Origin of the sequence: Sphingomonas faeni (assembly GCF_040407565.1) — a bacterium.
GTDB classification, from domain to species: Bacteria; Pseudomonadota; Alphaproteobacteria; order Sphingomonadales; family Sphingomonadaceae; genus Sphingomonas; species Sphingomonas faeni_F.
This window is the reverse complement of the sequence record NZ_JAPZPR010000004.1, coordinates 40,668-65,255: the sequence shown is the minus strand read 5'-3', so window position 1 is coordinate 65,255 and position 24,588 is coordinate 40,668. Positions and strand designations below refer to the sequence as shown.

Below are 24,588 nucleotides of genomic sequence, written 5' to 3'. Positions count from 1 at the left end.
TGCTCGACCATGTTAGCCGATCACCCGGCGACCGAAGCCACCCGCCGCCGGGCGCTGCCCCGCGGCGGTCGGCACGCTGAAGACGGTGCGGCGGAAATTCTTTTCGAGCCGGTCGCAGACATAGGTCCACAGCGCTTCGATCTCGGCTGTCGACCTGCTTTTCGCGTCGACTTCCATGACGGTGCGGCCGTCGATCATCGACGCAGCGAAGTCGGTGCGCTGGTGGACGATGATCGGCGCGACCGTGCCATGCTGTGACAGTGCCAGCGTGGCATCGGCGGTTATCCGTGCCTTGGGCGTCGCGGCGTTGACGACGAAGATCAGCGGCTTGCCGGCCCGCGCGCACATGTCGACGGTGGCGCCGACCGCGCGCAGGTCGTGCGGCGAAGGGCGGGTCGGCACGACGATCAGTTCGGCGACCTGAATGACGCTCTGGATCGCCATCGTGATCGCGGGCGGCGTATCGATCATCGCCAGCTTGAAGCCTTGTTGGCGCAGGATCTCGAGATCGGCGGCAAGGCGCGACACGGTCGTCTGCGCGAAAGCGGGCTCCTCGGCGGTGCGCTCGTTCCACCAGTCCGACAGCGACCCCTGCGGATCGATGTCGATCAGCACCACCGGGCCATGACCGGCACGCTCCGCCTGGACGGCGAGATGCCCCGTCAGGGTCGTCTTCCCCGATCCCCCCTTCTGCGATGCGAACGCTAAGACGCGCATAAGTGCCTGACCCCCGGTATCCGCAACGGGCATGCCATGTACGGGTCAAGAAGCGGTTAACGCGGGTTCATACCGGGTCTTGTTGGAGCGAAATCGGTTGGAGTCCGACGACGCGCCCTTTGCCTTGTGCGACGAACGGCGGCATGGTGGCGCCGTAGTGCAATGGGGTTGAGCGATGACAGCTGGTCGTAAGCTTTTTAGACGCAAGCGGTTTTGGTCTGCGGTCGCGATCGGCGGGTTGCTCGCGGCGACACCGGCGCTGGCCGATGTGAAGGCCGGCGTCGATGCCTGGGCGAAGGGTGATTTCCCGCGTGCCGTCGGCGAATGGCGACCACTCGCGGTAGCTGGCGACGCCGATGCGCAGTTCAATCTGGCGCAAGCCTACAAGCTCGGCCGGGGCGTACCGCTCGATCCTGCGCTCGCGGAGGCGTGGTTTCGCAAGGCGGCGTTGCAGGGCCATCTCCAGGCCGAGGACAATTACGGACTTGCACTGTTCCAGGCGGGCAAAAAAACCGACGCGCTCCCGTGGCTCGAGAAATCGGTGGCGCGTGGTGAACCTCGGACCCAGCTCGTGCTCGGAACGATGTTGTTCAACGGCGACGGCGTGCCGCGCGATTTTCCGCGCGCCTATGCACTGATGACGCGCGCCTCGGCATCAGGTCTGCCATCCGCCTCGCAGACGCTGGCGCAGATGGATCAGTACATCTCGCCCGCCGACCGCGAGAAGGGCACCGCGCTTGCCCAGCAATATGCGCTCAAGGCTTCCGCAGCACCTGCGCCGTCGCGAACGACCGTCGGCCAGACCAGCGTGCCGCCATCGCGCGAGACCGAAACGCCGCGTCCGTCGAAGCTTCCGACGAGTTCGCTGCCGGACCGCGCCCCCGCCGCCACGCGCGAGCCTGTGCCGGCGAGGCAAACGCCGCCGAAGCCTGTGACGACCAAGGCCGCAACCACCAAGGCGGCGACAAAGCCCGTCGCAGCCAAGCCGGTTACCGCTCCTGCCAGAACGAGCGGGAATTGGCGCGTCCAGCTCGGCGCGTTTCGCGATCAGGGCAATGCCGAGACGCTGTGGAACCGGGTTCGCGGCAAGCTCCGAGGTGCGCAGCCCTTCTACGCGAAGGCCGGCGGCGTCACGCGTCTCCAGGCCGGCGGCTTCGCATCGAAGGCCGATGCGACCCGCGCCTGCGCATCGGCGGGCGTACCGTGCGTGATCGTCGCGCCGTGACGTCTGCGGTGGGGCTGCCCCGATGCTGTTCCTGACCCTCGCGCTGCTCGCGTCGCCGCCGGCCTGCACCGACACGAAGCAGCAATGCCGCGCCTGCCCGACCGCCGGAAGCCTGAAAGGTTGTTCTTCCGTCGGCATCGCCTGCCAGCCCATCCACCGGGTCTGCAGGCCTGCGGCCGTCGGCCCCACTGGAAAGGCAGATTCCCGGACAGTCGACAAAACACCGGGCTGAGCGCGAACGCTGCGGGATCAAAAGTCCGGACCGGTCGTTTCGTTTCGACATCGACCGGGAGCAAGATGGATGATTTCGAAGACTCTGGCGCTGGCACTTGCCGGCGCGATGCTGCTGTCCGCGTGTTCTGGACAGCAGCCGACCAACGATGCGGCCAACGACGCGATGCCCGAGAATGGCGTCTCGCTACGCAACCTCACAGAGACCGATGTCGCGGTGCCCAAACCCGAGCAACTGACCGTCAAGGGCAGGCTGATTCCCACCCCGTCCGACCCGACCTCCCGCCATTTCCTCCTGCGCGAGCGCAAGGCGGTCGGCGGCACGATCATCGCGATCCTGCGCCAGGAACATGGCGGCAAGGTCGCCTATGCACGGACCGAGACCGATTGCGCCAAGCGCCTGTTCCACGTGCTGGGCGTCGGCCCGAACCGCGCGCTGGTCGAAACCAACATCGCGCATGACGGCCCGCTGCGGCCGATCAAGGGCCTGCCGTTGCGCGAGGAACTGGCGACGTATGTGTGTGACGCGAGCGGCACGCCGCTGGCGAAGGGGTAAAGCGATTTGCATCCTCCCCCGCTAGGGGGAGGTGGCAGGCGCAGCCTGACGGAGGGGGAGGAAAGGGCAACCTCTGTTCCGTGTCCTCCCCCTCCGTCGCCTTCGGCGCCACCTCCCCCTGGCGGGGGAGGATCGCAAGGACGGCTAGTCCAAGACCCAGTGCTGCTTCGCGATACCCTGCGCATAGAGAAGCGCCGTCAGGTCGCCATGATCGATCCGTGCAGCGGCGGCGGCCGCGACGATCGGCTTGGCGTGGTAGGCCACGCCCAGCCCCGCCGCCTCGATCATCGCCAAGTCGTTCGCGCCATCACCGACCGCGAGCGACTCCTCCACCACAATCCCCCGCTCGGCGATCGCAGCGCGCAACGTCGTCAGCTTCGTATTCGACCCGACGATCGGCTTGGTCACCGTCCCCGTCAGCACGCCACTCTCGATCTCCAGCACGTTGGCGATCGCTCGGTCGAAGCCGATTGCCTTCGCCACCGGCTCGGCAAACCGCGTGAAGCCGCCCGACACCAGCACCGCGAACGCTCCCCGCGCGCGCATCGTCCGCACCAGTGCCTTCGCGCCCGGCATGATCGTCACTCGCTCGGCCAGGCAACGTTCGATGTCGCTTTCGGCTAGCCCCTTGAGGAGGGCCACCCGGGCGTCGAGCGCGGCTTCGAAATCGAGCTCGCCGCGCATCGCACGTTCGGTGATCTCTGCGATCTGGGGCTTGATACCGGCATAGTCGGCGAGTTCGTCGATGCACTCGACGGTGATCATGGTGGAATCCATGTCGGCGACGAGCAGCGTCTTGGTGCGCGTCAGGCTCGACTGCACGACCACGTCCGCCCCCGCGAAAGCGCCCTCAAGCGCGACCCGAGCAGCATCCGGCGCCATCCCGAAGATCAGGTCGGCGGCGTCGCCCTCGTCGATCCAGCCGCTGACGCCCGGCGCGCAGCCGGCGTCGCGCAAGCGGTCCATCGCGGTCGAAATATCGCCTGCGGTCAGCGTGCCCGAGGCTATAAGCGTTGCCGTGAACATAGAACATCTCCCGAAGGTCGCGCTCATCGCAGGGCCGACCGCGAGCGGCAAGTCCGCGCTCGCGCTCGCCATCGCCGCGCGCCACGACGGCGTCGTCATCAACGCGGACTCCGCGCAGGTCTACGCCGACCTCCGTATCCTCACCGCGCGGCCTTCGGCGGAAGAAGAGGCCAGCGCCCCGCACCGGCTGTTCGGCCATGTCGACGCTGCCGACGCGACCTACTCCGCCGCGCGCTGGGCTGCCGAAGCGAGGCTCGCGATCCGCGACACACTCGCGGAGGGCAAGCTGCCGATCCTGGTGGGTGGCACCGGGCTCTATATCCGCACCTTGCTCGACGGCATTGCACCCGTCCCGGCGATTGATCCGGCCCTCCGCGATCAAGTCCGCGCCCTACCCGTGGCGGAGGCGCACGCCGCACTCGCGCAACTCGACCCGCAAGCCGCTGCCAAGCTCAACGCGGCCGATACCACCCGTGTCGCCCGCGCGCTCGAAGTCGTCCGCGGCACCGGCCGGACGCTCGCCGATTGGCAGACGGAAAAGGTCGGCGGGATCGGCGACACGATCGACGTCCGCGCGCTAATCCTGATCCCCGACCGCGACTGGCTCAACGCGCGCATCGATCAGCGCTTCGCCGAGATGGCCGATACCAGCCGCGAGGAGATCGCCGCGCTGCTCGCCCGCACCGACATCCCGCAGGACGCGCCGATCCGCCGCGCGATCGGTGTGCCCGAGATCGCCGCGCTCGTCCGCGGCGAGACCTCGAAACCCGATGCCATCGCCGCCGGATCGCTCGCCACGCGACGCTATGCCAAGCGCCAATATACGTGGCTTCGACACCAGCCGCCGCCCGCCTGGACGCGCACCGAAGCCCTCGACCTCCCAACGCGCCTGCAGCAATTTGAAACTATATTGCTAAGATGATGTTTGACACGCATCTTTTATATCGGTAGCCGGCCCCTCCACGAGACGCTAAAGGCAGCGTTCTCGCAAAGGATGATATGAAATGACCGAGAAGAGTGGAGCCGATATCCTGATCGAGGCGCTGTGCGATCTCGGCGTGGAGGTCGTCTTCGGCTATCCGGGTGGCGCCGTGCTGCCGATCTACGACGCGCTGTTTCGCTCGGGTCGGATCAAGCACATTCTGGTGCGCCACGAACAGGCCGCGACGCATGCCGCCGAAGGCTATGCCCGCTCGACCGGCAAGCCCGGCGTGGTGCTCGTCACCTCGGGCCCCGGCGCGACCAATGCGGTCACCGGGATCACCGACGCGCTGATGGATTCGATCCCGATGGTCGTGATCACCGGCCAGGTGCCGACCGCGCTGATCGGCACCGACGCGTTCCAGGAGGCCGATACCGTCGGCATCACGCGTCATTGCTCGAAGCATAACTACCTCGTGAAGGATCCCGCCAAGCTTGGCGACGTGATCCACGAGGCATTCCACATCGCCACCTCGGGTCGTCCCGGCCCGGTGGTCGTCGACATCCCCAAGGACGTGCAGGTCGCGACCGCGCGGTACAAGAAGCCGGGGCCGATCCAGCACAAGACCTATCGCCCGCAGGTGAAGGCCGACCAGTCGCAGATCGAGCAGCTCGTCGACATGCTCGCCGCGGCCGAACGGCCGATCCTGTATACCGGCGGCGGCATCATCAACTCGGGCCCCGCCGCGAGCCAGTTGCTGTGCGAACTCGTTCGCATCACCGGCGCGCCGGTGACGTCGACGCTGATGGGCCTCGGCGCCTATCCCGCGTCCGGACCGCAGTGGCTCGGCATGCTCGGGATGCACGGCACGTACGAGGCCAACATGGCGATGAACCAGGCCGACCTCGTCGTCGCGCTCGGCTCGCGCTTCGACGACCGCGTGACCGGGCGGCTGGACGCGTTCAGCCCGAACTCGCGGAAAGTGCATATCGATATCGATCGCTCGTCGGTGAACAAGACCGTGCGCGTCGATCTCGGCATCATCGCGGACGTCGGGCATGCACTCGAGGACATGGTCCGGATATGGAAGAGCCGCCAGCATCCGAAACCCGACACGACCGACTGGCAGCGGCGGATCGCCGGCTGGCGCGCGGTGAAGTGTCTCGATTTCCCCGAGAACGATCCGAACGAGATCATGCCGCAACGCGCGATCCGGGCGCTGTTCGACGCGACACAGGCGCAGTCGCCGATCATCACGACCGAGGTCGGCCAGCACCAGATGTGGGCGGCGCAGCATTTCGGCTTCGAAAAGCCGAACAAGTGGCTGACCAGCGGCGGTCTCGGCACGATGGGCTACGGCCTGCCCGCCGCGATCGGTGCGCAGCTCGGCAATCCGAACGCGCTGGTGATCGACATCGCCGGCGAGGCGTCGATCCAGATGAACATCCAGGAGCTGGCGACCGCCACGCAATACCGGTTGCCGGTGAAGATCTTCATCCTCAACAACCAGTATATGGGCATGGTCCGCCAGTGGCAGGAGCTCACCTATGAGAGCCGCTATGCCGAGAGCTATTCGGATTCGCTGCCCGATTTCGTGAAGCTGGGCGAGGCGTATGGCTGGAAGGGCATCCTGATCGAGACACGCGACCAGCTCGACAGCGGGATCGCCGAGATGCTCGCCTACGACGGGCCGGTGATCGTCGATTGCCGCGTGTCGCAGCTGACCAACTGCTTCCCGATGATCCCGTCGGGCGCGGCGCATACCGACATGATCCTGCAGGCGAACGAAGTGTCGGGCACGATGGACGACGAAGCGAAGGCGCTGGTGTGATGGCGCAGTCGTCTTCTGCTCCCCTCCCTGGAAGGGAGGGGTTGGGGGTGGGTCGGCCTGCTTTGGCCACCGCCGCCTCCAATCGAAACCAACCCACCCCCGGCCCCTCCCTGTCAGGGAGGGGAGAAGGCTAGTCATGCACATTTCCCAGGAAAAGGCCGAGCGGCACACGCTCGCCGTCATCGTCGACAACGAACCGGGCATCCTCGCCCGGATCGCCGGCCTGTTCACCGCGCGCGGCTATAATATCGAGAGCCTGACGGTGAGCGAGATCACCGCGGACAAGTCGGTCAGCCGGATCACCATCGTCACCAGCGCGTCGCCGGCGACGATGGAGCAGATCCTCGCCCAGCTCGACCGCCTCGTCCCCGTCCACAAGGTCACCGACCTGACGGCACAGGGCGCGCACGTCGAACGCGAGCTGGCGCTCGTGAAGGTCCGCGGCACCGGCGATCACCGGATCGAGGCGCTGCGCCTCGCCGACGTCTACCGGGCGCGCGTGGTCGATGCGACGACATCGAGCTTCGTGTTCGAGGTCACCGGCGGCATCGACAAGATCGACAAGTTCGTCGAACTCATGGGTGAAGTCGGCCTGATCGAAGTCGCACGAACCGGCATCGTCGCGATCGCCCGCGGCAAAGAGCCGGCGTAACCACCACAAGTTTTGTTCTCCCGCAAAGACGGGAGCCCAGTCTGGACCTCCGCCTTCCCGGAGGGACACCCCATATCGAAAGGAACCCGAAATGCGTGTGTATTACGATCGCGACGCCGACCTGAACCTCATCACCGACAAGAAGATCGCGATCGTCGGGTACGGCTCGCAGGGTCACGCCCACGCACAGAACCTCCGCGATTCGGGCGTCAAGGACGTCGCGATCGCGCTGCGCGAAGGCTCGGCCACCGCCAAGAAGGCGATCGAGGCGGGCTTCGCGGTCAAGTCGAACAAGGAAGCTGCCGCCTGGGCGGACATCGTCATGATCCTCGCGCCCGACGAGCATCAGGCGGCGATCTACGCTGCCGACCTGCACGACAACCTCAAGCAGGGCGCGACGATTGCGTTCGCACACGGGCTCAACGTGCATTTCGGCCTGATCGAGCCGCGCGCCGATCTCGACGTCATCATGATCGCACCCAAGGGCCCCGGCCACACTGTGCGCAGCGAATATGTCCGCGGCGGCGGCGTCCCCTGCCTGATCGCGATCGATCAGGACAAGTCGGGCAACGCGCATGACATCGCCCTCGCCTATGCCAGCGGCGTCGGCGGCGGTCGCTCGGGAATCATCGAGACCAACTTCCGCGAGGAATGCGAGACCGACCTGTTCGGCGAGCAGGCCGTGCTGTGCGGCGGCATCACCCACCTGATCCAGGCCGGGTTCGAGACGCTGGTCGAGGCCGGCTACGCCCCCGAGATGGCGTATTTCGAGTGCCTCCACGAGACCAAGCTGATCGTCGACCTGCTGTATGAGGGCGGCATCGCCAACATGCGCTATTCGATCTCGAACACCGCCGAGTACGGCGACATCACGACGGGTCCGCGGATCATCACGTCGGAGACCAAGGCCGAGATGAAGCGCGTGCTGGCGGATATCCAGTCGGGGCGGTTCGTGAAAAACTTCATCCTCGATAATCGTGCGGGGCAGCCTGAACTGAAGGCGGCGCGGAAGCAGGCGTTGGCGCATCCGATCGAGAAGATCGGGTCGGAGTTGCGTGGGATGATGCCCTGGATCGGGAAGAATGCGCTGGTCGACAAAGCCAAAAACTGACTTCGTCAGTTTTCGCTTTATCGACCGGCCGGCACGTCGGAGCCTGCCCGTAGGGCACGGCTTCGCCGGGTCCGACGGGCTGGCGTGCGTAAAGTACTTTGCTCGAAGTCACATCCAACCTCCATACCCACCCCGGCGAAGGCCGGGGCCCAGTTGGAAAGGCCGGAGTAACGGAACGCCGTCTTCCGTTAGCAACGTCCCCGAACTGGGCCCCGGCCTTCGCCGGGGTGGTGGCGTTTTGGGGAAGCGTCAATCGCAGCCCAACCTGTTCCCTCGCGAACGCGGGGGGCCAGAATCTCGGGCGGTGATCGTGGTTTAGCTGGGCCCCCGCGTCCGCGGGGGAACGAGCGCTGGCGGTGCACTCTACCGGGAGCGCGAGTGCGACCCCACCGACTCAATTCCGAAACACCGCGTTGGCATAACGCCGTTTGACGCGCCCCCTCCCCTCGGCCAGCATCGCGCGTCAAACAGGAGACCCCGCATGCGCCTAGTCCTAGCCTCGATCCTCGCCCTCACCGCCGCGCCCGTTCTCGCGCAGACCGCAGGCGTCCCCGGCGCCCCCGTCAAGGCGCGCGTCGCCGCCGGCACCTACGCGGTCGATCCGAACCACACGCAGGTGACGTGGGCCGTCAACCACATGGGCTTCTCGATGCTCGAAGGGCAGCTCGGCGCATCGGGCGGCAGCATCACGATCGATCCCGCCAAGCCGAACGCGACCAAGGTCGAGGTGAACTTCGCGATCGACCAGCTTTCGGTCACCGCGGCACCGTTCGCGGGCCATCTGAAGTCGAAGGACTTCTTCGACGCCGCGACCTACCCGACCGCGAAGTTCGTCTCGACCAAGGTCGTTGCGACCGGCGACAAGGCGACGATCACCGGCGACCTCACGCTGAAGGGCGTCACCAAGCCCGTCGTGCTGCAGGCGACCTTGATCGGCGCAGGCGCGAACCCGATGAACAAGAAGCTTAACTTTGGCTTCCGCGCGACGACCTCGATCAAGCGCAGCGACTTCAACCTCGGCGCCTACGCTCCGGCCGTGTCGGACAAGGTTGACCTGACGATCAACGCCGCGTTCTCGGCGCAATAATATCCCAATTTCCCTATCGCGCTGGACACGGACTGTGTCCGCGCGATAGGACGACTTCAATGACGTATGGCCGCCTCCTGCTGCTTCGACTTACGCGCCCTTAGGCGCGCCGATCGTTTGCGCGGTGGCCATGCCCCGCGCCTCGCGCCTAAGGGCTGACCCGAACGCTCCCGACGACACGAGAGACACGAGCCATGCTGCGCGACCCATCGACCAAATACCGACCTTTTCCGCAAGTCGACCTGCCCGACCGCCAATGGCCGTCGAAGACCATCGTCAAGCCACCCCGCTGGCTTTCTACCGATTTGCGCGACGGCAACCAGGCGCTGATCGACCCGATGGACGCGGAGAAGAAGACGCGGTTCTTTGACCTGCTCTGCAAGGTCGGACTGAAGGAGATTGAGGTCGGATTCCCGAGTGCGGGTGCGACCGAATTCGACTTCATTTCCGGCCTCGTGAAGACCGGGCGGATCCCCGACGACGTATCTATCCAGGTGCTGACCCAGTCGCGCCGCGACCTGATCGAGACGAGCTTTGCCAGCCTGGTCGGCGCGAAGACCGCGATCGTGCATCTCTACAATGCGGTCAGCCCGGCCTGGCGGAAAATCGTGTTCGGGATGGACCGCGCGCAGGTGAAACAGATCGCGATCGACGGCGCCAAGGTGCTGCGCGACGAAGCCGCCAAGCAGTCGAACGTCCGCTGGCAGTTCGAATACAGCCCCGAGACCTTCTCGACCGCGGAACTCGATTTCAGCCTCGAGGTCTGCGAGGCGGTGATGGACGTCCTGATGCCGACGCCCGAGAACCCGATCATCTTCAACCTTCCCGCCACCGTCGAGTGCGCGACGCCGAACATCTATGCGGACCAGATCGAATGGTTCGGGCGGCACATCCGCAACCGCAACGCGGTGGCGATCTCGCTGCACACGCATAACGACCGCGGCACCGGCGTCGCGGCGGCGGAGCTCGGCATGATGGCGGGTGCGGACCGCGTCGAAGGCTGCCTGCTCGGCAATGGCGAGCGGACCGGCAATTGCGATCTCGTGACCGTCGCGCTCAACATGTACACGCAGGGTGTCGACCCGAAGCTCGACCTGTCGGACATCGACGGCGTCGTGAACACGGTCAATTACTGCACCAACATCCCCGTGCACCCGCGCACGCCCTATGCCGGCGACCTTGTCTTCACCGCGTTTTCGGGCTCGCACCAGGACGCGATCAAGAAGGGCTTCGCGGCGCAGGAGTCGAAGAACGACACGCTGTGGGAGGTGCCGTATCTCCCGATCGACCCCGCCGATCTTGGTCGCAGCTACGAGGCGGTGATCCGCGTCAACTCGCAGTCGGGCAAGGGCGGCGTTGCCTGGGTGATCGAGCAGGACAAGGGCCTGAAGCTGCCCAAGCGGTTGCAGGCGGACTTCAGCCGGCACGTGCAGGCCTATGCCGACGAGACCAGCCGCGAACTGAACGCGGCGGACATCTGGGGCCTGTTCGAACGGACCTACATGCCGCAGGCGGACGACCGGGTGGAGTTGCGCGATTACGAGGAGAGCGGTGCGTCGGGGCAGCGCGTCTTTATCGGTCGCGTGGCGATCGATGGCGAGGAGCGGTCGATCTCGGGGCGCGGCAACGGGCTGATCTCGGGTGTGATCGCGGCGATCGCGGAGTCGACCGGGCCGACTTTGGACGTCGTGGATTACAACGAGCACGCGATCGGCCACGGCGCGGATGCGCAGGCGGCGGCGTATGTCGAATGCCGGACTGCCGAGGGTCGGACCGTGTTCGGCGTCGGTATGGATACCGACATCGCAACGGCGTCGGTGCGTGCCGTTCTGAGCGCCGCCAACCGCGCCTGATTGTCGAAAGGACGGCCACCGGCTGAACCGGTGGCCGTTTCTCCTTACGCCAGCTTTGCGAGCAACGCCTGTGCCGCCTTTGCCGACGAGGCGGGGTTCTGGCCGGTGATCAGCAGGCCGTCCTCGACCACGTACACACCCCAGTCGGCGGTCTTCGAATAGGTGCCGCCCTTCTGTTGCAGCATGTCCTCGACCAGGAACGGCACGACATCGCTGAGCCCGACCGCGGCTTCTTCGCTGTTGGTGAAGCCGGTGACGGTCTTGCCCTTCACGAGCGGCGCGCCATCGGCGGCCTTCACGTCGCGCAGCACGCCGGGTGCGTGACAGACCAGAGCGACGGGCTTGCCTGCGCCGATCGCGGTCTCGATCAACGCGATCGATGCCGGATCGTTGGCGAGATCCCAGAGCGGCCCGTGCCCACCGGGATAGAACACCGCGTCATAGTCGGCGATCCGCATCTCGGCGAGCTTGCGCGTATCGGCGAGTGCTGCGGTCGCATCGGCATCCGCCTCGAAACGCCGCGTTGCGTCGGTCTGCGCGTCGGGCTTGGCGCTGCTCGGATCGAGTGGCGGCTGGCCACCCGCTGGCGACGCAAGCGTGATGTCCACGCCCGCGTCCTTGAACACGTAATAAGGCGCCGCGAGTTCCTCGAGCCAGAAGCCGGTCTTGCGGCCGGTATCGCCGAGATCGGCATGCGAGGTGAGGACGACGAGAATTTTCAAGATTGATCTCCGGATCGGGTTCGTGGGGAGAGAACGAACTGGCTCTAGGATCGGCGCCTTACGCATACGAAACGAATTGCGCCCGAACGTGGGACTATCGCCTTGGGCAGGGCCGATCGGCGACATACGACGCCATTCCCCTCCTTGTTCTCCCGCGACGGCGGGAGCCCAGTCTGGATCCCCGCCTTCGCGGGGAAACAAGTCTTCCCCAAACGCTGGATCGACCTCTCGCTAGATTTGGCGCTCCCGCACGATGCGGCAGCCGATGGCCGCGTCCGGGTAGACGTCGGTCTTCATCGTCTCGATCTCGACCCGACGCACCCGCTCGTCCGCCAGACACAGTACGGCGATCGCCTCGCAGAGCGTCTCCTGGAGCGCGAACGGTCGCTCCGCCACCATCGCCAGTATGCCTGCGCGGACGAAGTCGTAATCGAGCACTTCCTCGATCGCATCCTCGCCGAGCGGGCCTGGATACACGACCGTCATCTCGACCGAGACGACCACGCGTTGTGGCGCGACCTCGTGCGGGTGGATGCCGAGGCGCATCATTACCTCGAGCCCGTCGAGGATCGTCGTGAATTCAGCCATGTCGCCCCTCAAACATCACATCGCCGTCGCGCGTCAGAAACCGTTGTCCGCAGTCGACGAACACATTCTGCCCCGTCACGCCTTTTGCGATCAGCAGCCACGCAACGGCATCCGCCACCGCCTCGGCGCCGACCGGTCGCTTGAGCAAATTGTCGCTCGCCACCGCTTCGAACTCTTCTTCGCTCTGGTCTCCGCTCGGCAAGGTCAGCCCCGGCGATACCGCGTTGACCGAGATACGCGGGCCGAGCGCCTGTGCCAGCATCGTCGTCGCCCCCTCCAACGCGATCTTGCCGCAGCTGTACGAGAAGAAATCCGGGTTGAGGTTGGCCACCTTCTGGTCGAGCACATTGACCACCGCGCCGTCCGCGACGTCGTCCTGCGACGCTAGCGCGGACACGAGCAGCACCGGCGCCCCGCAATTGATCGCGCCAAGCTCGGCGAACAGCACCGGATCGACGGTCGGCGGTCGGTCAAACTCGAACTTCGACGCGCAGTTCACCAGTCCGTCGATCGGCCCGCCAATCGCCGAGCGTGCCGCCGCGAACAGGTCGCCGATCGTGCCCAGATCGCTCAGGTCCCCAGGCACCGCAGCAGCACGCCCTCCCCCGTTAACGATCTCCCCCACTAGCGCAGCCGCCTCACCAGGCGAGTGCCCCTGATGTACGACCACGGCATGCCCGTCCGCCGCCAGCCGCCGAACGATTGCCGCCCCCAGCCGCTTCGCCCCGCCCGTCACCAGCACGGTTCGCATCAAACGCCGCGCCCCATCAACGCCAGCACTTCCTTGCGGCTGCGCTCGTCGTCGCGGAACACGCCCATCATCCGGCTGGTAACCATCGTCACGCCGGGCGTGCGGACACCGCGCGCGGTCATGCAGGCATGGCTCGCCTCGATCACCACCGCGACGCCCTGCGGCTTGAGGTTGTCCCAGATGCAGTCGGCCACTTCCGCGGTCAGCCGCTCCTGCACCTGCAACCGCCGCGCGAAGCCGTGCAGCACGCGCGCGAGCTTCGAGATGCCGACGACATGGTCGCGCGGCAGGTACGCGATGTGCGCCTTGCCGATGATCGGCGCCATGTGATGCTCGCAATGCGACTGGAACGGGATGTCCTTCAGCAGGACGATCTCGTCATAGCCGCCGACTTCCTCGAACACGCGTTCGAGATGCTTGGCCGGATCGTCGCCATAGCCTGCGCAATATTCCTTCCACGCACGTGCAACACGACGCGGCGTATCCAGTAGCCCCTCGCGGGTCGGATCGTCGCCCGCCCAACGGATGAGCGTACGGATCGCCGACGCTACGTCATCGGGCACAATCACCTTGCCGTCGGGACCGACCCCGTCATCCGCACGCGACAGTCCATTGGGGCTGCCCAATTCATCCCGCATCGCAACACCCTTTGTCAGCATACCCAAACATCAGAACATGCGTCCTCTTTTGCAACTGTTTCATTTCGGCCACTTGGCATAAATCCCGGTTTTCCGGGCGCGAAAAAGCGTTGACGGTTGATTTAAATCGTCGTTACTTCGCCATACCTGAAAATCTAAATCGTGAACCGGCATAGACCAGCACGATCGGGGAGAGAACTGCCATGGCAAAGTTCGAACTGCTCGCGGCCACCGCGATGATACTCCTGCCCATTATGCCGGCAACGGCACAAACCGCCCCTACCACGACCGCGCAGAATACGGCACCGACGAATGGGCCGGGCCAGGAGGCGACGACCGGTCCTGCGAGTACCCCGAGCAGCGATTCCCAAGATATCGTGATCACCGCGCAACGCCAATCGCAACGTTTGCAGGACGTGCCGATCGCGGTCAGCGCCTTTACCGCGGAGAATCTGGAGAAGCAGCAGATCGTCAACCCGATCGCGCTTCAGCAGACCCTGCCGAACGTGACCTTCACCAAGACCAACTTCACGTCGTCGAGCTTCACGATCCGCGGCATCGGCGATCTGTGCGTCGGCGCGAGCTGCGACAGTGCGACCGCGATCCATGTCAACGACATGCCGCTGGTGTCGACGCGACTGTTCGAGTCCGAATTCTACGATCTCGAGCGCGTCGAAGTGCTGCGTGGCCCACAGGGCACGCTGTTCGGCCGCAACGCTACCGCCGGCGTCGTCAACTTCATCACCGCCAAGCCCGATCTTTCGGGCATCCACGCGGCGGGCGAGTTCGAATACGGGAATTACGACTCCAAGCGCGTGAAGGGCATGTTCAACCTGCCGCTGACCGACACGATCGGCATCCGCGTCGCGGGCCAGTATCTAAAGCGCGACGGCTACACAAAGAACCTGTTCGACGGCGGCCGGATCGACGATCGCGATCTCTATTCCGTCCGTGGTACGCTGTCCTGGGAGCCCGACAGCGACACCCGCGTCGACCTGATCGGCTATTATTTCCACGAACGCGACAACCGCTCGCGCATCCAGAAACAGCTCTGTCACCGCGATCCCACCGGCGTGCTGGGCTGCCTTCCCGACAAGCTCGATTACGGAACGACGAACGGCAATTCCACACTCGCGGCGGTCTATTCGTCGAGCGAATTCTATCGGTTCGCGCTCGGCGCAGCGTTCACCCCCTATGCGCTGCAAAGCCTGTACGGTCGCGACACCTATACCGGAGTCGTCAACCCGACCGACGTCCGTACCGTCAACATCGATTACAAGCCGACCTATTTCAGCGACGAAGAGCAATATACCGCCAAGATCTTCCACGATTTCGGGCCGGTGTCGTTCAACTTCACCGGGGGCTATGCCCGCAACGCCGTGGATTCGACCAACGACTATAATCTGGCCGTGGAGAACCCGCTCGGTGCAAATGTCGGCGCGCTGACGCTGATCGGCGCATCCCGCGCGCCTGGTGCGGCGTTCCCGGGGGGCGTCAACCCGTTTACCAACGCGGTCGCCGCGCTGTTCCCGAACGGCAATACGAGCAGGATCTGCCAGTCCGCCCCCGGCCCCGATCTAGGCGTGTTCAGCGGCAGCAGCCTGTGCGGGCCGAGCAGCCAGGACGTCGATCGCTCCAACGCCCGGTCGCGGCAATTCTCGGCAGAGGCGCACATCGACAGCCGCTTCGACGGAATGTTCAATTTCCTGATCGGCGGCATCTATCTCGATCAGAAGATTCGCGACAACAGCTATTACGTCACCGCCTTCCCACTCGATTACGGTGCCGCGGTCATCGGTGCGGCAAACGTCCTCGGCGGGCGCGTGGCCGGCGCGGCGTTGCCGAATTCGTTCGGGTCGACGCCCTTCTACCGCAGTTTCACGGATTCAGTGCGGCTCAAGTCCTACGGGATCTTTGGTGAAACCTATTTCGACTTCACCGACAAGCTAAAGCTGACCCTCGGGCTTCGCTACAATCACGACGAGAAGGAGGTTCGTGCCCGCACCTCGTTCATCTTCGACAACAAGAGCCGGACGCTGGTCGGCGCGAACGGCCAGCCGGTCCGCGATGCCGAGGGCAATGCGATCGTGGTGTCCGCGGTTGCTACTGCGCTCAGCCCGTACGGCACCAACGCGCTTGAGAATGCGATCAATTACGCGTCGCTCGATTACGACCCCTTCACCGCCGGCAACCAGCCGTTCGGTGTCGCCAACGTCTCGTTCGGGCGCCTGACCGGTCGCGCGGTGCTGGAATACAAGATCAAGCCGGACAACCTGGTCTACGCGTCGTATTCGCGCGGTTACAAATCGGGCGGCATCAACCCGCCGCTGTCGCCGGTGTTCGCGGTCGACCAGGCGTTCAAGCCGGAATCGGTCGACTCGTTCGAGATCGGCTCGAAGAACAGTTTCCTGAACCGGACGCTGCAGCTCAACCTCACGGGCTTCTATTACAAGTACAAGCAGCTCCAGCTGAGCAGGATCGTCGCGCGTACCGCGGTGAACGACAACATCAACGCGGATATCTACGGCGTCGAAGCGGAGGCGATCATGCGGCCTTCGCCGAAGTTCACCGTCAACATGAACTTCAGCTATCTGAAGTCGAAGGTGACGGGCGACAAGTTCATCGGCAATCCTCAGGATCCGTCGGGCGGGCGCGCGGATGCGGTGATCATCAAGGACATCACCAACGCCTCGAACTGCGCGGTGCGGCCGACCACGCCGGGCAATGCGGCAGGCGTCAACGCGTTCGTGGGCGCGGTGAACTCGGCGCTCGGACTGCGCGCGCCGACCGCGCTGCTGACCAACGGCACCACCGGCGCGTATTCGGTATGCGACGCGCTAGCCGCCGCGACCGCGGGTGCCCTGGCGAACTACAACCCCGCGCTGGCGGCGTTGCAGGCGCCACTCAATGCCGGGTTCGGCACGAATGCGAACGGCGCGCTGCCGTTCGTGGTCGATCGCAGCGGCGTGCTGGTCAACATCCGCGGCAACGAACTGCCCCAGGCGCCTCGCTACAAATTCTCGGCGGGTGCGCAATATGTGGCGGAACTCGGCGACTTCACGCTCGTCCCGCGGGTCGACCTCGCCTACACCGGCGGCTTCTCGGCGAACATCTTCAACGAGAATATCAACCGCGTGCAGGGCTATGAAGTGATCAACGCCCAGATCCAGTTGAACGGCCCCGGCGAGCGTTTCTACGTGCGCGGCTTCGTCCAGAACCTGACCAAGAACGACGCGATCACCGGCCAGTACGTGACCGACCAGTCGTCGGGTCTGTTCACCAACATCTTCACGGTAGAGCCACGGCGGTACGGCGTCGCCGCCGGGTTCAAGTTCTGATCGGCTCCTCGGTTCTCCCCCGCCAGGGGGGGGCGCCGAAGGCGACGGAGGGGGAGGAGACGAAACAGGTGTTTCGCTTTCCTCCCCCTCCGTCTTGCAAGTGCCAGCCACCTCCCCCTGGCGGGGCAGGATCGTTCGCCCCCGTCATCCTGACGAAAGTCAGGACCCAGGGTTACGGGCGCTGCGTCTTTGGCTCTGGGTCCTGACGTTCGTCAGGATGACGGTAAGGCCAAGCGGCGCGCGAGTTCAAAGCCCTGCTTGAAGCTTCAGTCGCGTCGCATGCCATGCGACATGGTCGGGCAGGAACGTCGAGATGAAATTATAGCTGTGGTCGTAGCCCGGCTGCATCCTCAGCGTCAGGTCGATACCTGCCGTCTGGCACGCCTTGGCCAGTAACTCGGGCTTGAGCTGCTCCTCAAGGAAGCCATCCGCATCGCCCTGATCGACCAGTATCCCCTCTACGCGCGCGCCGTCCTCGATCAACGCGCACGCGTCGTATGCCCGCCACGCCATGCGGTCCTGCCCGAGATATCCGCCAAGCGCCTTCTCCCCCCAAGGGCACTGCAATGGCGACACGATCGGTGCCAAGGCCGACACGCTCCGGAACCGATCAGGGTTGCGCAACGCGATCGTCAGCGCACCGTGCCCGCCCATCGAATGCCCCGTGATCCCCTGCCGCGCCATATCCGCCATCGGAAATTCCGCGCCGATCAGCGCCGGCAGATCGTCCTCGAGATAGGACCGCATGCGAAAATTCTTCGCCCAAGGTTCCTCGGTCGCATCGACATAGAACCCCGCGCCCTTGCCGAAGTCGTACGCGTCGTCGTCGGGCACGTCGTCGCCGCGGGGCGAGGTATCGGGCGCGACCAGGATCACGCCCAGTTCGGCACACGCCTGCCGATACTCACCCTTGTCCATGACGTTGGCGTGCGTGCAGGTCAGCCCCGACAGGAACCACAGCACCGGCAACTGCGCTCCCTCGTCATGCGGCGGGACATACACCGCGAAGGTCATGTCGGTGCCGGTCGCTGTCGAGGCGTGGCGATAGACGCCCTGCGTGCCGCCATACGCCTTGCTGGTGGAGACGGTCTCCATCACGCGACCCGGTGCAATGCGCAGATCTTGTTGCCCGACGGATCGCGCAGATACGCGAGGTAGAGCTTCCGTCCCCCGGTTGCCTCCCGCACGCCCGGTGGATCCTCGCAGGCCGTCCCGCCGTTCGCCAGCCCCGCGGCGTGCCACGCATCCGCCGCGTCGGTCGAGACCGCAGCGAACCCCATCGTGCTGCCGTTGCCGTGGCTCGCCGGCTTACCGTCGATAGGCTTGGTCAGCAGGAAACGCCCTCCGTCATGCGCGTAGACCACCCGCCCCCAGTCATCGACGACGCCCTCGGGCACGCCGAGCGCACCCAATGCCGCGTCGTAGAACGCCTTCGACGCGGCGATGTCGTCGGCGCCGAGCATGATGTGACTGAACATGGCCCCGCCCCTCAGTAGATCACGACGGAGCGGATGCTCTCGCCGGCGTGCATCAGGTCGAAGCCCTTGTTGATCTCGTCGAGCGTCAGGCGGTGCGTGATCATCGGGTCGATCTCGATCATCCCATTCATGTACCAGTCGACGATCTTCGGCGTATCGGTCCGCCCGCGCGCGCCACCGAACGCGGTGCCGCGCCAGTTGCGCCCGGTGACGAGCTGGAACGGCCGCGTCGAAATCTCCTTCCCCGCCTCGGCCACGCCGATCACGATCGATGTGCCCCAGCCGCGATGGCATGCCTCCAGCGCCTGCCGCATGACGGTCGTGTTGCCGGTCGCGTCGAAGGTATAGTCCGCACCGCCATCGGTCAGCGCGACGATGTGCTGGACGATATCGCCCACATCCTTCGGGTTGGCGAAGTGCGTCATGCCGAAGCGACGCCCCCATTGCTCGCGATCCGGGTTGATGTCGACGCCGACGATCATCCCCGCGCCGGCAAGTCGCGCGCCCTGGATGACGTTCAGCCCGATCCCGCCGAGCCCGAACACGACGACGGTATCACCCGGCTGGACCTTCGCCGTGTGCACCACCGCGCCTACGCCCGTCGTCACGCCGCAGCCGACGTAGCACGATGTATCGAACGGCGCGTCCTCCCGGATCTTCGCTACCGCGATCTCCGGCAAAACCGTGAAATTCGAGAAGGTCGAGCAGCCCATGTAGTGGAAGATCGGCTGGCCCTTGTAGCTGAACCGCGTCGTGCCGTCGGGCATCAGCCCTTTCCCTTGCGTGGCGCGGATCGCGGTGCACAGGTTGGTCTTCTGGCTGAGGCACGACTTACACTGGCGGCATTCGGGGGTGTAGAGCGGGATGACGTGATCGCCGACTGCGACGCTGGTCACGCCCACTCCGACTTCGCGGACGATGCCGGCGCCTTCATGGCCCAGCACGCTCGGAAACAACCCTTCCGAATCAAGTCCGTCGAGCGTGTACGCGTCGGTATGACAGATGCCCGTCGCCAGAATTTCGACGAGGACTTCGCCGAATTTCGGCCCTTCGAGGTCGAGTTCGACGATCTCGAGCGGTTTTTTTGCCTCGAAGGCTACGGCGGCGCGGGTCTTCATGGGTGGGTCTCCTTGATTGCCGCCCTGATGCCCCCAGCGCCCCGCCTCCGCAACCCGCGGACGATGCAACCAATCCGCTCGTGCGGCGCTTGATCCTTTCAAATCAAGGAGATGGCGCGATGAAGGATCCGAAGAAGGGCGACGAGGTCACCTGGAAATCGCACGGCGGCGAAGCGCACGGCACGGTCGAGAAGAAGCAGACCACCGATACGAAGATTAAGGGCCACGCCGTCAAGGCGTCCAAGGAGGAGCCGCAGTTCATCGTAAGGAGTGACAAGGGCGGCAAGGCGGCGCACAAGGCGGACGCGCTCACCAAGGCGTGACCACGCGCGCAGTGCCCAACGCACGCGCGCAACAGGAAGGAATGCTTATGGCTACAGCTCCCAAGACCGGCGGCATCCACGCCCCCGTCCAGCCCTCTCCCGAGCTCGGCGAGATCGTCGGCAACGACAAGCTGCCGCGCAGCGAAGTGATCAGCAAGGTGTGGGTCTACATCAAGGCCCACAACCTCCAGAACCCCGAGAACAAGCGCGAGATTCTGGCTGACGAGAAGCTGAAGAAGGTCTTCGGGCGTGACAAGTGCACGATGTTCGAGATGAACAAGTACATCTCGCAGCACGTCAAGGCCTGACGGCCAGCACTGCACGGCAAGTGGCGACGGGGCATCGTGAGCGATACCCGTCGCCCCTTGATCGCGTCTACACAACGTCCACTACCCGAGCGCCGGGTCTGCTTGCCCTGCCTCGTGACGGTCATGCAATCAGCTTTGGCCGATCGCCAACCGGGCGCTTGATCGCCCCATCCGACCGTCGTACTGCGCACTCGGATGCCCCCGTAGCTCAGCCGGATAGAGCGACGGTTTCCTAAACCGTAGGCCGCGTGTTCAAATCTCGCCGGGGGCACCAGCTTTTTCGCTGTCGTCAAAGATGTTTATCCGGCCCGCGCATGCGTGCATGAGAGCGCCATGCTCGATGCCTCGTCCGTGACACCAGTCGATAGCCCCACCGATACCGCAGGCGCCCTGCCCCCCGACTTCGTCGTCATCGACGTGGAGACGGCATGCTCGCGGGTCAGCAGCATCTGCCAGATCGGCATCGTCGGGTTCCGCGACGGGCGCGAGATCTTCGACTACGAGACGCTGGTCGATCCGTGCGACGAGTTCCACCTGTTCAACACGCGGATCCACGGAATCGCCGAACATCACGTCGTCGGCCAGCCGACCTTCCCGGATATCCACCCCCTCGTACAGGGCCACCTGACGGGCCGGACGACGGTCGCGCATTCCTACTTCGACAAGGGCGCGCTGGCCGCCGCATGTCGTATCCATGATCGCCCGGCGATCGAAACGACGTGGCTCGACAGCGTCCGCGTCGCGCAGCGCGCCTGGCCGGAACTGGCGAGCCATCGGCTGGGGATGCTCGCACAGCATCTCGGCATCACGCACAAGCATCACGATGCGTTGAGCGACGCGCGCGCGGCGGGCTGGGTGATCGTCAAGGCGATCGACCATACCGGCATCGCGCTCGACGAATGGCTCGCCCCACCGCGCAAGCCGGGCCCGGCACCACGCCCCGCGCCCGACGGACCGCTGAGCGGCGAGCGGATCGCGATCCTCGGCCAACCGCGCGACGGTCCGCTGGCCTGCAGGATCGCGGCATTGGGTGGCCGGATCGTGTCGGCGGTCGGCAACACCACCACGCTGCTCGTCATCGCCGGACGCGCGCCCTTCGCCTATTCGGTCCGCAACAGCGGCGCATTCCGGCGGGCGGAACAATATCGGCGCCTCGGCGGCACGATCCGCACCGTCTCCGAACAGGAGCTTGGCCTCGCGGATATGGTTCCGGGACCAGCCGCCGCCTGAGAGATAACGCGCGGAAGGGTCAGCACTCAGGAGGCGGAGCTTGGCAAGCGCGCGCCAAGCTGCGACCGTCGCGCCAAACGATCGTGGAGAGTGATATGCGGGCGGCGATATTGGCGTTGGCGAGCGGATGGGTGCTGGCGGCGGGGGTAACGCTCGCGATGCCGGCCGCGGCGCAACGGGTGCGGGTGGCCGAGGGCGTGCTCGACGGCACGCATCTCACAACATCGGAAGCGCCCGTCGATGCGTTTCTAGGGATTGCCTACGCCGCGCCGCCGGTAGGCCCGCGGCGCTGGCAGCCGCCGCAGCCCGCTTTGGCATGGACCGACGCGCGCAAGGCCGACCGGTTCGGGATGCGCTGCATGCAACAGCCGCTGTTCGCCGACATGCGGTTTCGCTCGCCTAGCATCGGCGAGGATTGCCTGACGCTCAACGTGTGGACGCCAACCGGAACGAAGCCCGGCGCGCGTCTGCCCGTCCTGTTCTACATCCACGGCGGCGGCGCGATCGCGGGCGACGGGTCCGAGCTGCGGTATGATGGTGCAGCGATGGCGCGGCGCGGGATCGTGGTCGTAACGATCAATTACCGGCTCGGCGTGTTCGGTTTTCTTGCAACCGCCGGCATGGCCGCCGAGTCGCCGACGCATTCGGCGGGCAATTACGGGCTGCTCGACCAGGCCGCGGCGCTCGAATGGGTCCGCCGCAACGTCGCGGCCTTCGGTGGCGACCCTGCGCGGGTCACGATCGGCGGCGAGAGTGCCGGATCGATGTCGGTCAGCGTGCTGATGACGTCACCGCTGACCCGCACGCGGTTCGCCGGTGCGATCGGCGAAAGCGGGGGGGTGATGCCCCCCACGTTCCACCCGAAGTCGTTGGCGAAGGCCATCGCGGACGGCGACGCGTTCGCGCATGCAGCGGGTGCCGACTCCCTGGCTGCATTGCGCGCCATGCCGGCGGAAACGCTGCTCGAAGCGCAGGACCGGGAGCGATTCCGCGCGGACTTCATCGTCGATGGACGGTTCCTGACCGAACCGCCGATCGACACCTACGCGGCCGGGCGGGCAGCCCGCGTGCCCTTGCTGGTCGGCGCGAATTCTCAGGAGGGCAGCTGGACCGGTATCCTCGGCACCGCCGCGCCCACCGTCACCAATTACCGCGCTGCGGTGACCCGGCTCTACGGCCCCTCGGCAGACGCGTTGCTGGGCCTGTACCCCGCGACCACCGATGCCGAGGTGCCCCGCGCCGCCACTGCGCTCGCCAGCGACGGCTTCCTGGGCGCGTCGACCTGGCAATGGTTCGACCTGCACCGCCGGACCCGGCAGCCGACCTATTATTATCATTTCGCGCATCCCCGCCCGCCGGCGCTGCCGCCGCTGACCAATCCGGATGTCCCGCCGCTCGGCGCGGTGCACAGCGCCGAGATCGAATACGCGCTGGGCAATCTGGACACCAACCCGGCCTATGCCTGGACCGCGGACGACCGGCGTATCTCGACGGTCTTCCAGGGGTATTTCACGGCGTTCATCAAGACCGGCAATCCCAACGCGGCGGGGCTGCCGAAATGGTCGCCGGCGCCCTCCGCAGCGGGCACGATCCCACGGCAATGGGTGGACGTTCGGACGCGCTCCGAACCGTTCGTCGAGCAGGCGCGTTACGCCGCCGCGGTGCCGCTGCTCGAACGGCGCGTGCCGTGACCGGCTAGAGCGCGCCGAGAAAAACCGCGCCGGGCACGGCCAACGCCTGCCCGGTCGCGGTCAGTCGGCCATCGGGCTGGACCCGGAAGATCGCGAGCGTACCCGATCGCTCGTTGGCGACGACCATGCGCCGCTGCTGTTCGAGCAGCAGGAAGAACCGGGGCGAGTCGCCGCCGCTCCCGACATGCTGGAGCAAGGTCGGCGTACCTGCCGCATCGAGCGCGAACACCGCGATGCTGTCGTGCCCCCGGTTGGAGATGTAGAGCCGCCGCCCGGACTTATCGATCGCGATGTGCGCAGCCTGTGACGCGCCGACATGGCCGTCCGGCAGGGTCGAGATGCTGTGTCGGGTCGCGAAGCGGCCATCCGCCAGCGCATCGAGCGTGACGAGCGTGTTCGTCAGTTCGCAGACGACATAGGCGATTGGCCGGCGGGGGTGATGCGCCAGATGACGTGGCCCCGCCCCCGCCGGCGCGCGCCATGCGGCAACCGGGGTCGCCAACGATCGCCGCCGAGTGTCGAAACGATAGGCGAAGATCGTGTCCGCGCCGAGATCGACCGCGTGCAGCCAGCGCCGGTCAGGGCTGAAACCGACCCAGTGCGCGTGCGGCGCTTCCTGGCGGTCGTGGTTGGGACCGGTACCCTCATGCTTGAACAGGACGGGCTCGGCGGGGATGCCGGTCCGTGGATCGATCCGCAGGAACGCGACGCTGCCGCTCGAATAATTCGCGACCGCGAGGCAGCCGCTCGCCCGATCCAGCGCGACGTAGCACGGGTCGGCGCCGCCACTGGGGACCGTCGCCCGGCGCACCCAGCCGGGGGCGTAGGACGACACCTGCCCCGCCGCCTGTTCGCGCGCCATGTACCATGCGCCACCCGGTCCGCCGCCGACCCCGAAGGATGCGTCGTCGATCCCCGCCACGGGCGCGCCGACCTGCCACGCGTCACGCGCTGGATCATAGGCGATCGGATACAGCCCCTTGCCGCCCTCGCGCACATACGTGCCGGCGATCAGGGCGAGCCCCGGCGTTTTTGCCGCCGCCGGAAACGCCATGGTCGCAGTCATCGCCGCCAGCGCGGATCGTCGTGTGATCGTCCAGTCCGTCATGCCCACTCCTCGCGCCGCCTGCCGCGCTCCCTTTGCGTCCTGCGGCACCGCATGTCTCGCGAAAACCCGATCGCACCGCGTGCA

General features: G+C 65.8%; 24 protein-coding genes and 1 tRNA gene. 15 read left to right on the top strand and 10 right to left on the bottom strand.

Going from position 1 to position 24,588, the window contains the following annotated elements; translation table 11 throughout:
* Positions 1-12: 12 nt before the first annotated feature.
* Positions 13-717 (bottom strand): ParA family protein, encoded by a 705-nt coding sequence (locus O6Y00_RS09380; protein WP_353442324.1) that lies wholly within the window; start codon positions 715-717, stop codon positions 13-15.
* A 175-nt stretch (positions 718-892) separates the two neighbouring features.
* Here O6Y00_RS09380 and O6Y00_RS09375 point away from each other — a divergent pair, with 175 nt between their 5' ends.
* The 3 genes from O6Y00_RS09375 (at position 893) to O6Y00_RS09365 (ending at position 2,729) form a co-directional block, all read left to right on the top strand.
* Positions 893-1,942 (top strand): SPOR domain-containing protein, encoded by a 1,050-nt coding sequence (locus tag O6Y00_RS09375; RefSeq protein ID WP_353442323.1) that lies wholly within the window; start codon positions 893-895, stop codon positions 1,940-1,942.
* Positions 1,943-1,964: 22 nt separating this feature from the next.
* A complete protein-coding gene (locus tag O6Y00_RS09370; RefSeq protein WP_353442322.1) occupies positions 1,965-2,174 on the top strand; it encodes a hypothetical protein in 210 nt (69 codons plus the stop codon).
* Positions 2,175-2,243: 69 nt separating this feature from the next.
* Positions 2,244-2,729: a hypothetical protein gene (locus O6Y00_RS09365; RefSeq protein ID WP_353442321.1), complete on the top strand. Its 486-nt coding sequence runs from the start codon at positions 2,244-2,246 to the stop codon at positions 2,727-2,729.
* A gap of 144 nt (positions 2,730-2,873) precedes the next feature.
* On the opposite strand, the gene serB is transcribed toward O6Y00_RS09365, so the two are convergent.
* Positions 2,874-3,755, bottom strand: coding sequence for a phosphoserine phosphatase SerB (gene serB / locus O6Y00_RS09360; protein WP_353442320.1), 882 nt, complete (start codon positions 3,753-3,755; stop codon positions 2,874-2,876).
* Between serB and miaA the strand changes: the two genes are divergently transcribed.
* From miaA to leuA, 6 genes are all read left to right on the top strand, one after another.
* Entirely contained in the window at positions 3,748-4,677 is a 930-nt protein-coding gene (gene miaA / locus O6Y00_RS09355) for a tRNA (adenosine(37)-N6)-dimethylallyltransferase MiaA (RefSeq protein ID WP_353442319.1), read from the top strand. The two genes, serB and miaA, sit on opposite strands and share 8 nt — an antisense overlap.
* An 82-nt stretch (positions 4,678-4,759) precedes the next feature.
* The gene (locus tag O6Y00_RS09350) at positions 4,760-6,508 is read left to right on the top strand and encodes an acetolactate synthase 3 large subunit (protein ID WP_353442318.1); all 1,749 of its coding nucleotides are present in this window, start codon (positions 4,760-4,762) and stop codon (positions 6,506-6,508) included.
* A 136-nt stretch (positions 6,509-6,644) separates the two neighbouring features.
* Positions 6,645-7,160 carry an acetolactate synthase small subunit gene (ilvN, locus tag O6Y00_RS09345; protein WP_056057922.1) on the top strand — a complete coding sequence of 172 codons (516 nt, stop codon included), beginning with the start codon at positions 6,645-6,647 and terminating at the stop codon, positions 7,158-7,160.
* A gap of 91 nt (positions 7,161-7,251) precedes the next feature.
* Positions 7,252-8,271: a ketol-acid reductoisomerase gene (ilvC, locus tag O6Y00_RS09340; RefSeq protein ID WP_120299962.1), complete on the top strand. Its 1,020-nt coding sequence runs from the start codon at positions 7,252-7,254 to the stop codon at positions 8,269-8,271.
* A 481-nt stretch (positions 8,272-8,752) separates the two neighbouring features.
* Complete coding sequence (locus O6Y00_RS09335; RefSeq protein ID WP_353442317.1) at positions 8,753-9,358, top strand: YceI family protein; 606 nt, start codon at positions 8,753-8,755, stop codon at positions 9,356-9,358.
* A gap of 194 nt (positions 9,359-9,552) precedes the next feature.
* A complete protein-coding gene (gene leuA / locus O6Y00_RS09330) occupies positions 9,553-11,211 on the top strand; it encodes a 2-isopropylmalate synthase (protein ID WP_353442316.1) in 1,659 nt (552 codons plus the stop codon).
* 44 nt (positions 11,212-11,255) lie between these two features.
* On the opposite strand, the gene O6Y00_RS09325 is transcribed toward leuA, so the two are convergent.
* From O6Y00_RS09325 to folE, 4 genes are all read right to left on the bottom strand, one after another.
* Entirely contained in the window at positions 11,256-11,933 is a 678-nt protein-coding gene (locus O6Y00_RS09325; RefSeq protein ID WP_353442315.1) for a type 1 glutamine amidotransferase domain-containing protein, read from the bottom strand.
* Positions 11,934-12,164: 231 nt separating this feature from the next.
* Positions 12,165-12,521 carry a dihydroneopterin aldolase gene (locus O6Y00_RS09320; RefSeq protein ID WP_353442314.1) on the bottom strand — a complete coding sequence of 119 codons (357 nt, stop codon included), beginning with the start codon at positions 12,519-12,521 and terminating at the stop codon, positions 12,165-12,167.
* Positions 12,514-13,272 (bottom strand): SDR family NAD(P)-dependent oxidoreductase, encoded by a 759-nt coding sequence (locus tag O6Y00_RS09315; protein WP_353442313.1) that lies wholly within the window; start codon positions 13,270-13,272, stop codon positions 12,514-12,516. Before O6Y00_RS09315 ends, O6Y00_RS09320 begins: the two co-directional genes overlap by 8 nt.
* Positions 13,272-13,910 carry a GTP cyclohydrolase I FolE gene (gene folE, locus O6Y00_RS09310; protein WP_353442312.1) on the bottom strand — a complete coding sequence of 213 codons (639 nt, stop codon included), beginning with the start codon at positions 13,908-13,910 and terminating at the stop codon, positions 13,272-13,274. Before folE ends, O6Y00_RS09315 begins: the two co-directional genes overlap by 1 nt.
* Positions 13,911-14,113: 203 nt before the next feature.
* Here folE and O6Y00_RS09305 point away from each other — a divergent pair, with 203 nt between their 5' ends.
* On the top strand, positions 14,114-17,248 hold the full coding sequence (locus O6Y00_RS09305; RefSeq protein ID WP_353442311.1) for a TonB-dependent receptor: 3,135 nt from the start codon (positions 14,114-14,116) through the stop codon (positions 17,246-17,248).
* A gap of 246 nt (positions 17,249-17,494) precedes the next feature.
* On the opposite strand, the gene fghA is transcribed toward O6Y00_RS09305, so the two are convergent.
* The 3 genes from fghA to O6Y00_RS09290 are packed head-to-tail and all read right to left on the bottom strand — an operon-like array spanning position 17,495 to position 19,844.
* Positions 17,495-18,343 (bottom strand): S-formylglutathione hydrolase, encoded by an 849-nt coding sequence (gene fghA / locus O6Y00_RS09300; protein WP_353442310.1) that lies wholly within the window; start codon positions 18,341-18,343, stop codon positions 17,495-17,497.
* Positions 18,343-18,726 (bottom strand): VOC family protein, encoded by a 384-nt coding sequence (locus tag O6Y00_RS09295; RefSeq protein WP_353442309.1) that lies wholly within the window; start codon positions 18,724-18,726, stop codon positions 18,343-18,345. The genes fghA and O6Y00_RS09295 overlap by 1 nt, the downstream gene beginning before the upstream one ends.
* A gap of 11 nt (positions 18,727-18,737) precedes the next feature.
* Entirely contained in the window at positions 18,738-19,844 is a 1,107-nt protein-coding gene (locus tag O6Y00_RS09290) for an S-(hydroxymethyl)glutathione dehydrogenase/class III alcohol dehydrogenase (protein WP_353442308.1), read from the bottom strand.
* A 119-nt stretch (positions 19,845-19,963) separates the two neighbouring features.
* Between O6Y00_RS09290 and O6Y00_RS09285 the strand changes: the two genes are divergently transcribed.
* From O6Y00_RS09285 to O6Y00_RS09265, 5 genes are all read left to right on the top strand, one after another.
* On the top strand, positions 19,964-20,167 hold the full coding sequence (locus tag O6Y00_RS09285; protein WP_248522066.1) for a DUF2945 domain-containing protein: 204 nt from the start codon (positions 19,964-19,966) through the stop codon (positions 20,165-20,167).
* 47 nt (positions 20,168-20,214) lie between these two features.
* Entirely contained in the window at positions 20,215-20,475 is a 261-nt protein-coding gene (locus tag O6Y00_RS09280) for an SWIB/MDM2 domain-containing protein (protein ID WP_031394799.1), read from the top strand.
* 197 nt (positions 20,476-20,672) lie between these two features.
* Positions 20,673-20,749, top strand: a tRNA-Arg gene (locus O6Y00_RS09275).
* A gap of 77 nt (positions 20,750-20,826) precedes the next feature.
* Complete coding sequence (locus O6Y00_RS09270; protein ID WP_353442307.1) at positions 20,827-21,705, top strand: 3'-5' exonuclease; 879 nt, start codon at positions 20,827-20,829, stop codon at positions 21,703-21,705.
* A gap of 95 nt (positions 21,706-21,800) precedes the next feature.
* The gene (locus tag O6Y00_RS09265; protein ID WP_353442306.1) at positions 21,801-23,396 is read left to right on the top strand and encodes a carboxylesterase/lipase family protein; all 1,596 of its coding nucleotides are present in this window, start codon (positions 21,801-21,803) and stop codon (positions 23,394-23,396) included.
* A gap of 4 nt (positions 23,397-23,400) precedes the next feature.
* On the opposite strand, the gene O6Y00_RS09260 is transcribed toward O6Y00_RS09265, so the two are convergent.
* A complete protein-coding gene (locus tag O6Y00_RS09260; protein WP_353442305.1) occupies positions 23,401-24,504 on the bottom strand; it encodes a lactonase family protein in 1,104 nt (367 codons plus the stop codon).
* Positions 24,505-24,588 lie beyond the last annotated feature (84 nt).

Bases quoted from the DNA above. Each gene is read 5' to 3' on its own strand.
- O6Y00_RS09380 (WP_353442324.1), bottom strand. From the start codon at position 717: ATGCGCGTCTTAGCGTTCGCATCGCAGAAGGGGGGATCGGGGAAGACG.
- O6Y00_RS09375 (WP_353442323.1), top strand. From the start codon at position 893: ATGACAGCTGGTCGTAAGCTTTTTAGACGCAAGCGGTTTTGGTCTGCG.
- O6Y00_RS09370 (WP_353442322.1), top strand. From the start codon at position 1,965: ATGCTGTTCCTGACCCTCGCGCTGCTCGCGTCGCCGCCGGCCTGCACC.
- O6Y00_RS09365 (WP_353442321.1), top strand. From the start codon at position 2,244: ATGATTTCGAAGACTCTGGCGCTGGCACTTGCCGGCGCGATGCTGCTG.
- serB (WP_353442320.1), bottom strand. From the start codon at position 3,755: ATGTTCACGGCAACGCTTATAGCCTCGGGCACGCTGACCGCAGGCGAT.
- O6Y00_RS09350 (WP_353442318.1), top strand. From the start codon at position 4,760: ATGACCGAGAAGAGTGGAGCCGATATCCTGATCGAGGCGCTGTGCGAT.
- ilvN (WP_056057922.1), top strand. From the start codon at position 6,645: ATGCACATTTCCCAGGAAAAGGCCGAGCGGCACACGCTCGCCGTCATC.
- ilvC (WP_120299962.1), top strand. From the start codon at position 7,252: ATGCGTGTGTATTACGATCGCGACGCCGACCTGAACCTCATCACCGAC.
- O6Y00_RS09335 (WP_353442317.1), top strand. From the start codon at position 8,753: ATGCGCCTAGTCCTAGCCTCGATCCTCGCCCTCACCGCCGCGCCCGTT.
- leuA (WP_353442316.1), top strand. From the start codon at position 9,553: ATGCTGCGCGACCCATCGACCAAATACCGACCTTTTCCGCAAGTCGAC.
- O6Y00_RS09320 (WP_353442314.1), bottom strand. From the start codon at position 12,521: ATGGCTGAATTCACGACGATCCTCGACGGGCTCGAGGTAATGATGCGC.
- O6Y00_RS09315 (WP_353442313.1), bottom strand. From the start codon at position 13,272: ATGCGAACCGTGCTGGTGACGGGCGGGGCGAAGCGGCTGGGGGCGGCA.
- folE (WP_353442312.1), bottom strand. From the start codon at position 13,910: ATGCGGGATGAATTGGGCAGCCCCAATGGACTGTCGCGTGCGGATGAC.
- O6Y00_RS09305 (WP_353442311.1), top strand. From the start codon at position 14,114: ATGGCAAAGTTCGAACTGCTCGCGGCCACCGCGATGATACTCCTGCCC.
- fghA (WP_353442310.1), bottom strand. From the start codon at position 18,343: ATGGAGACCGTCTCCACCAGCAAGGCGTATGGCGGCACGCAGGGCGTC.
- O6Y00_RS09295 (WP_353442309.1), bottom strand. From the start codon at position 18,726: ATGTTCAGTCACATCATGCTCGGCGCCGACGACATCGCCGCGTCGAAG.
- O6Y00_RS09290 (WP_353442308.1), bottom strand. From the start codon at position 19,844: ATGAAGACCCGCGCCGCCGTAGCCTTCGAGGCAAAAAAACCGCTCGAG.
- O6Y00_RS09285 (WP_248522066.1), top strand. From the start codon at position 19,964: ATGAAGGATCCGAAGAAGGGCGACGAGGTCACCTGGAAATCGCACGGC.
- O6Y00_RS09280 (WP_031394799.1), top strand. From the start codon at position 20,215: ATGGCTACAGCTCCCAAGACCGGCGGCATCCACGCCCCCGTCCAGCCC.
- O6Y00_RS09265 (WP_353442306.1), top strand. From the start codon at position 21,801: ATGCGGGCGGCGATATTGGCGTTGGCGAGCGGATGGGTGCTGGCGGCG.
- O6Y00_RS09260 (WP_353442305.1), bottom strand. From the start codon at position 24,504: ATGACGGACTGGACGATCACACGACGATCCGCGCTGGCGGCGATGACT.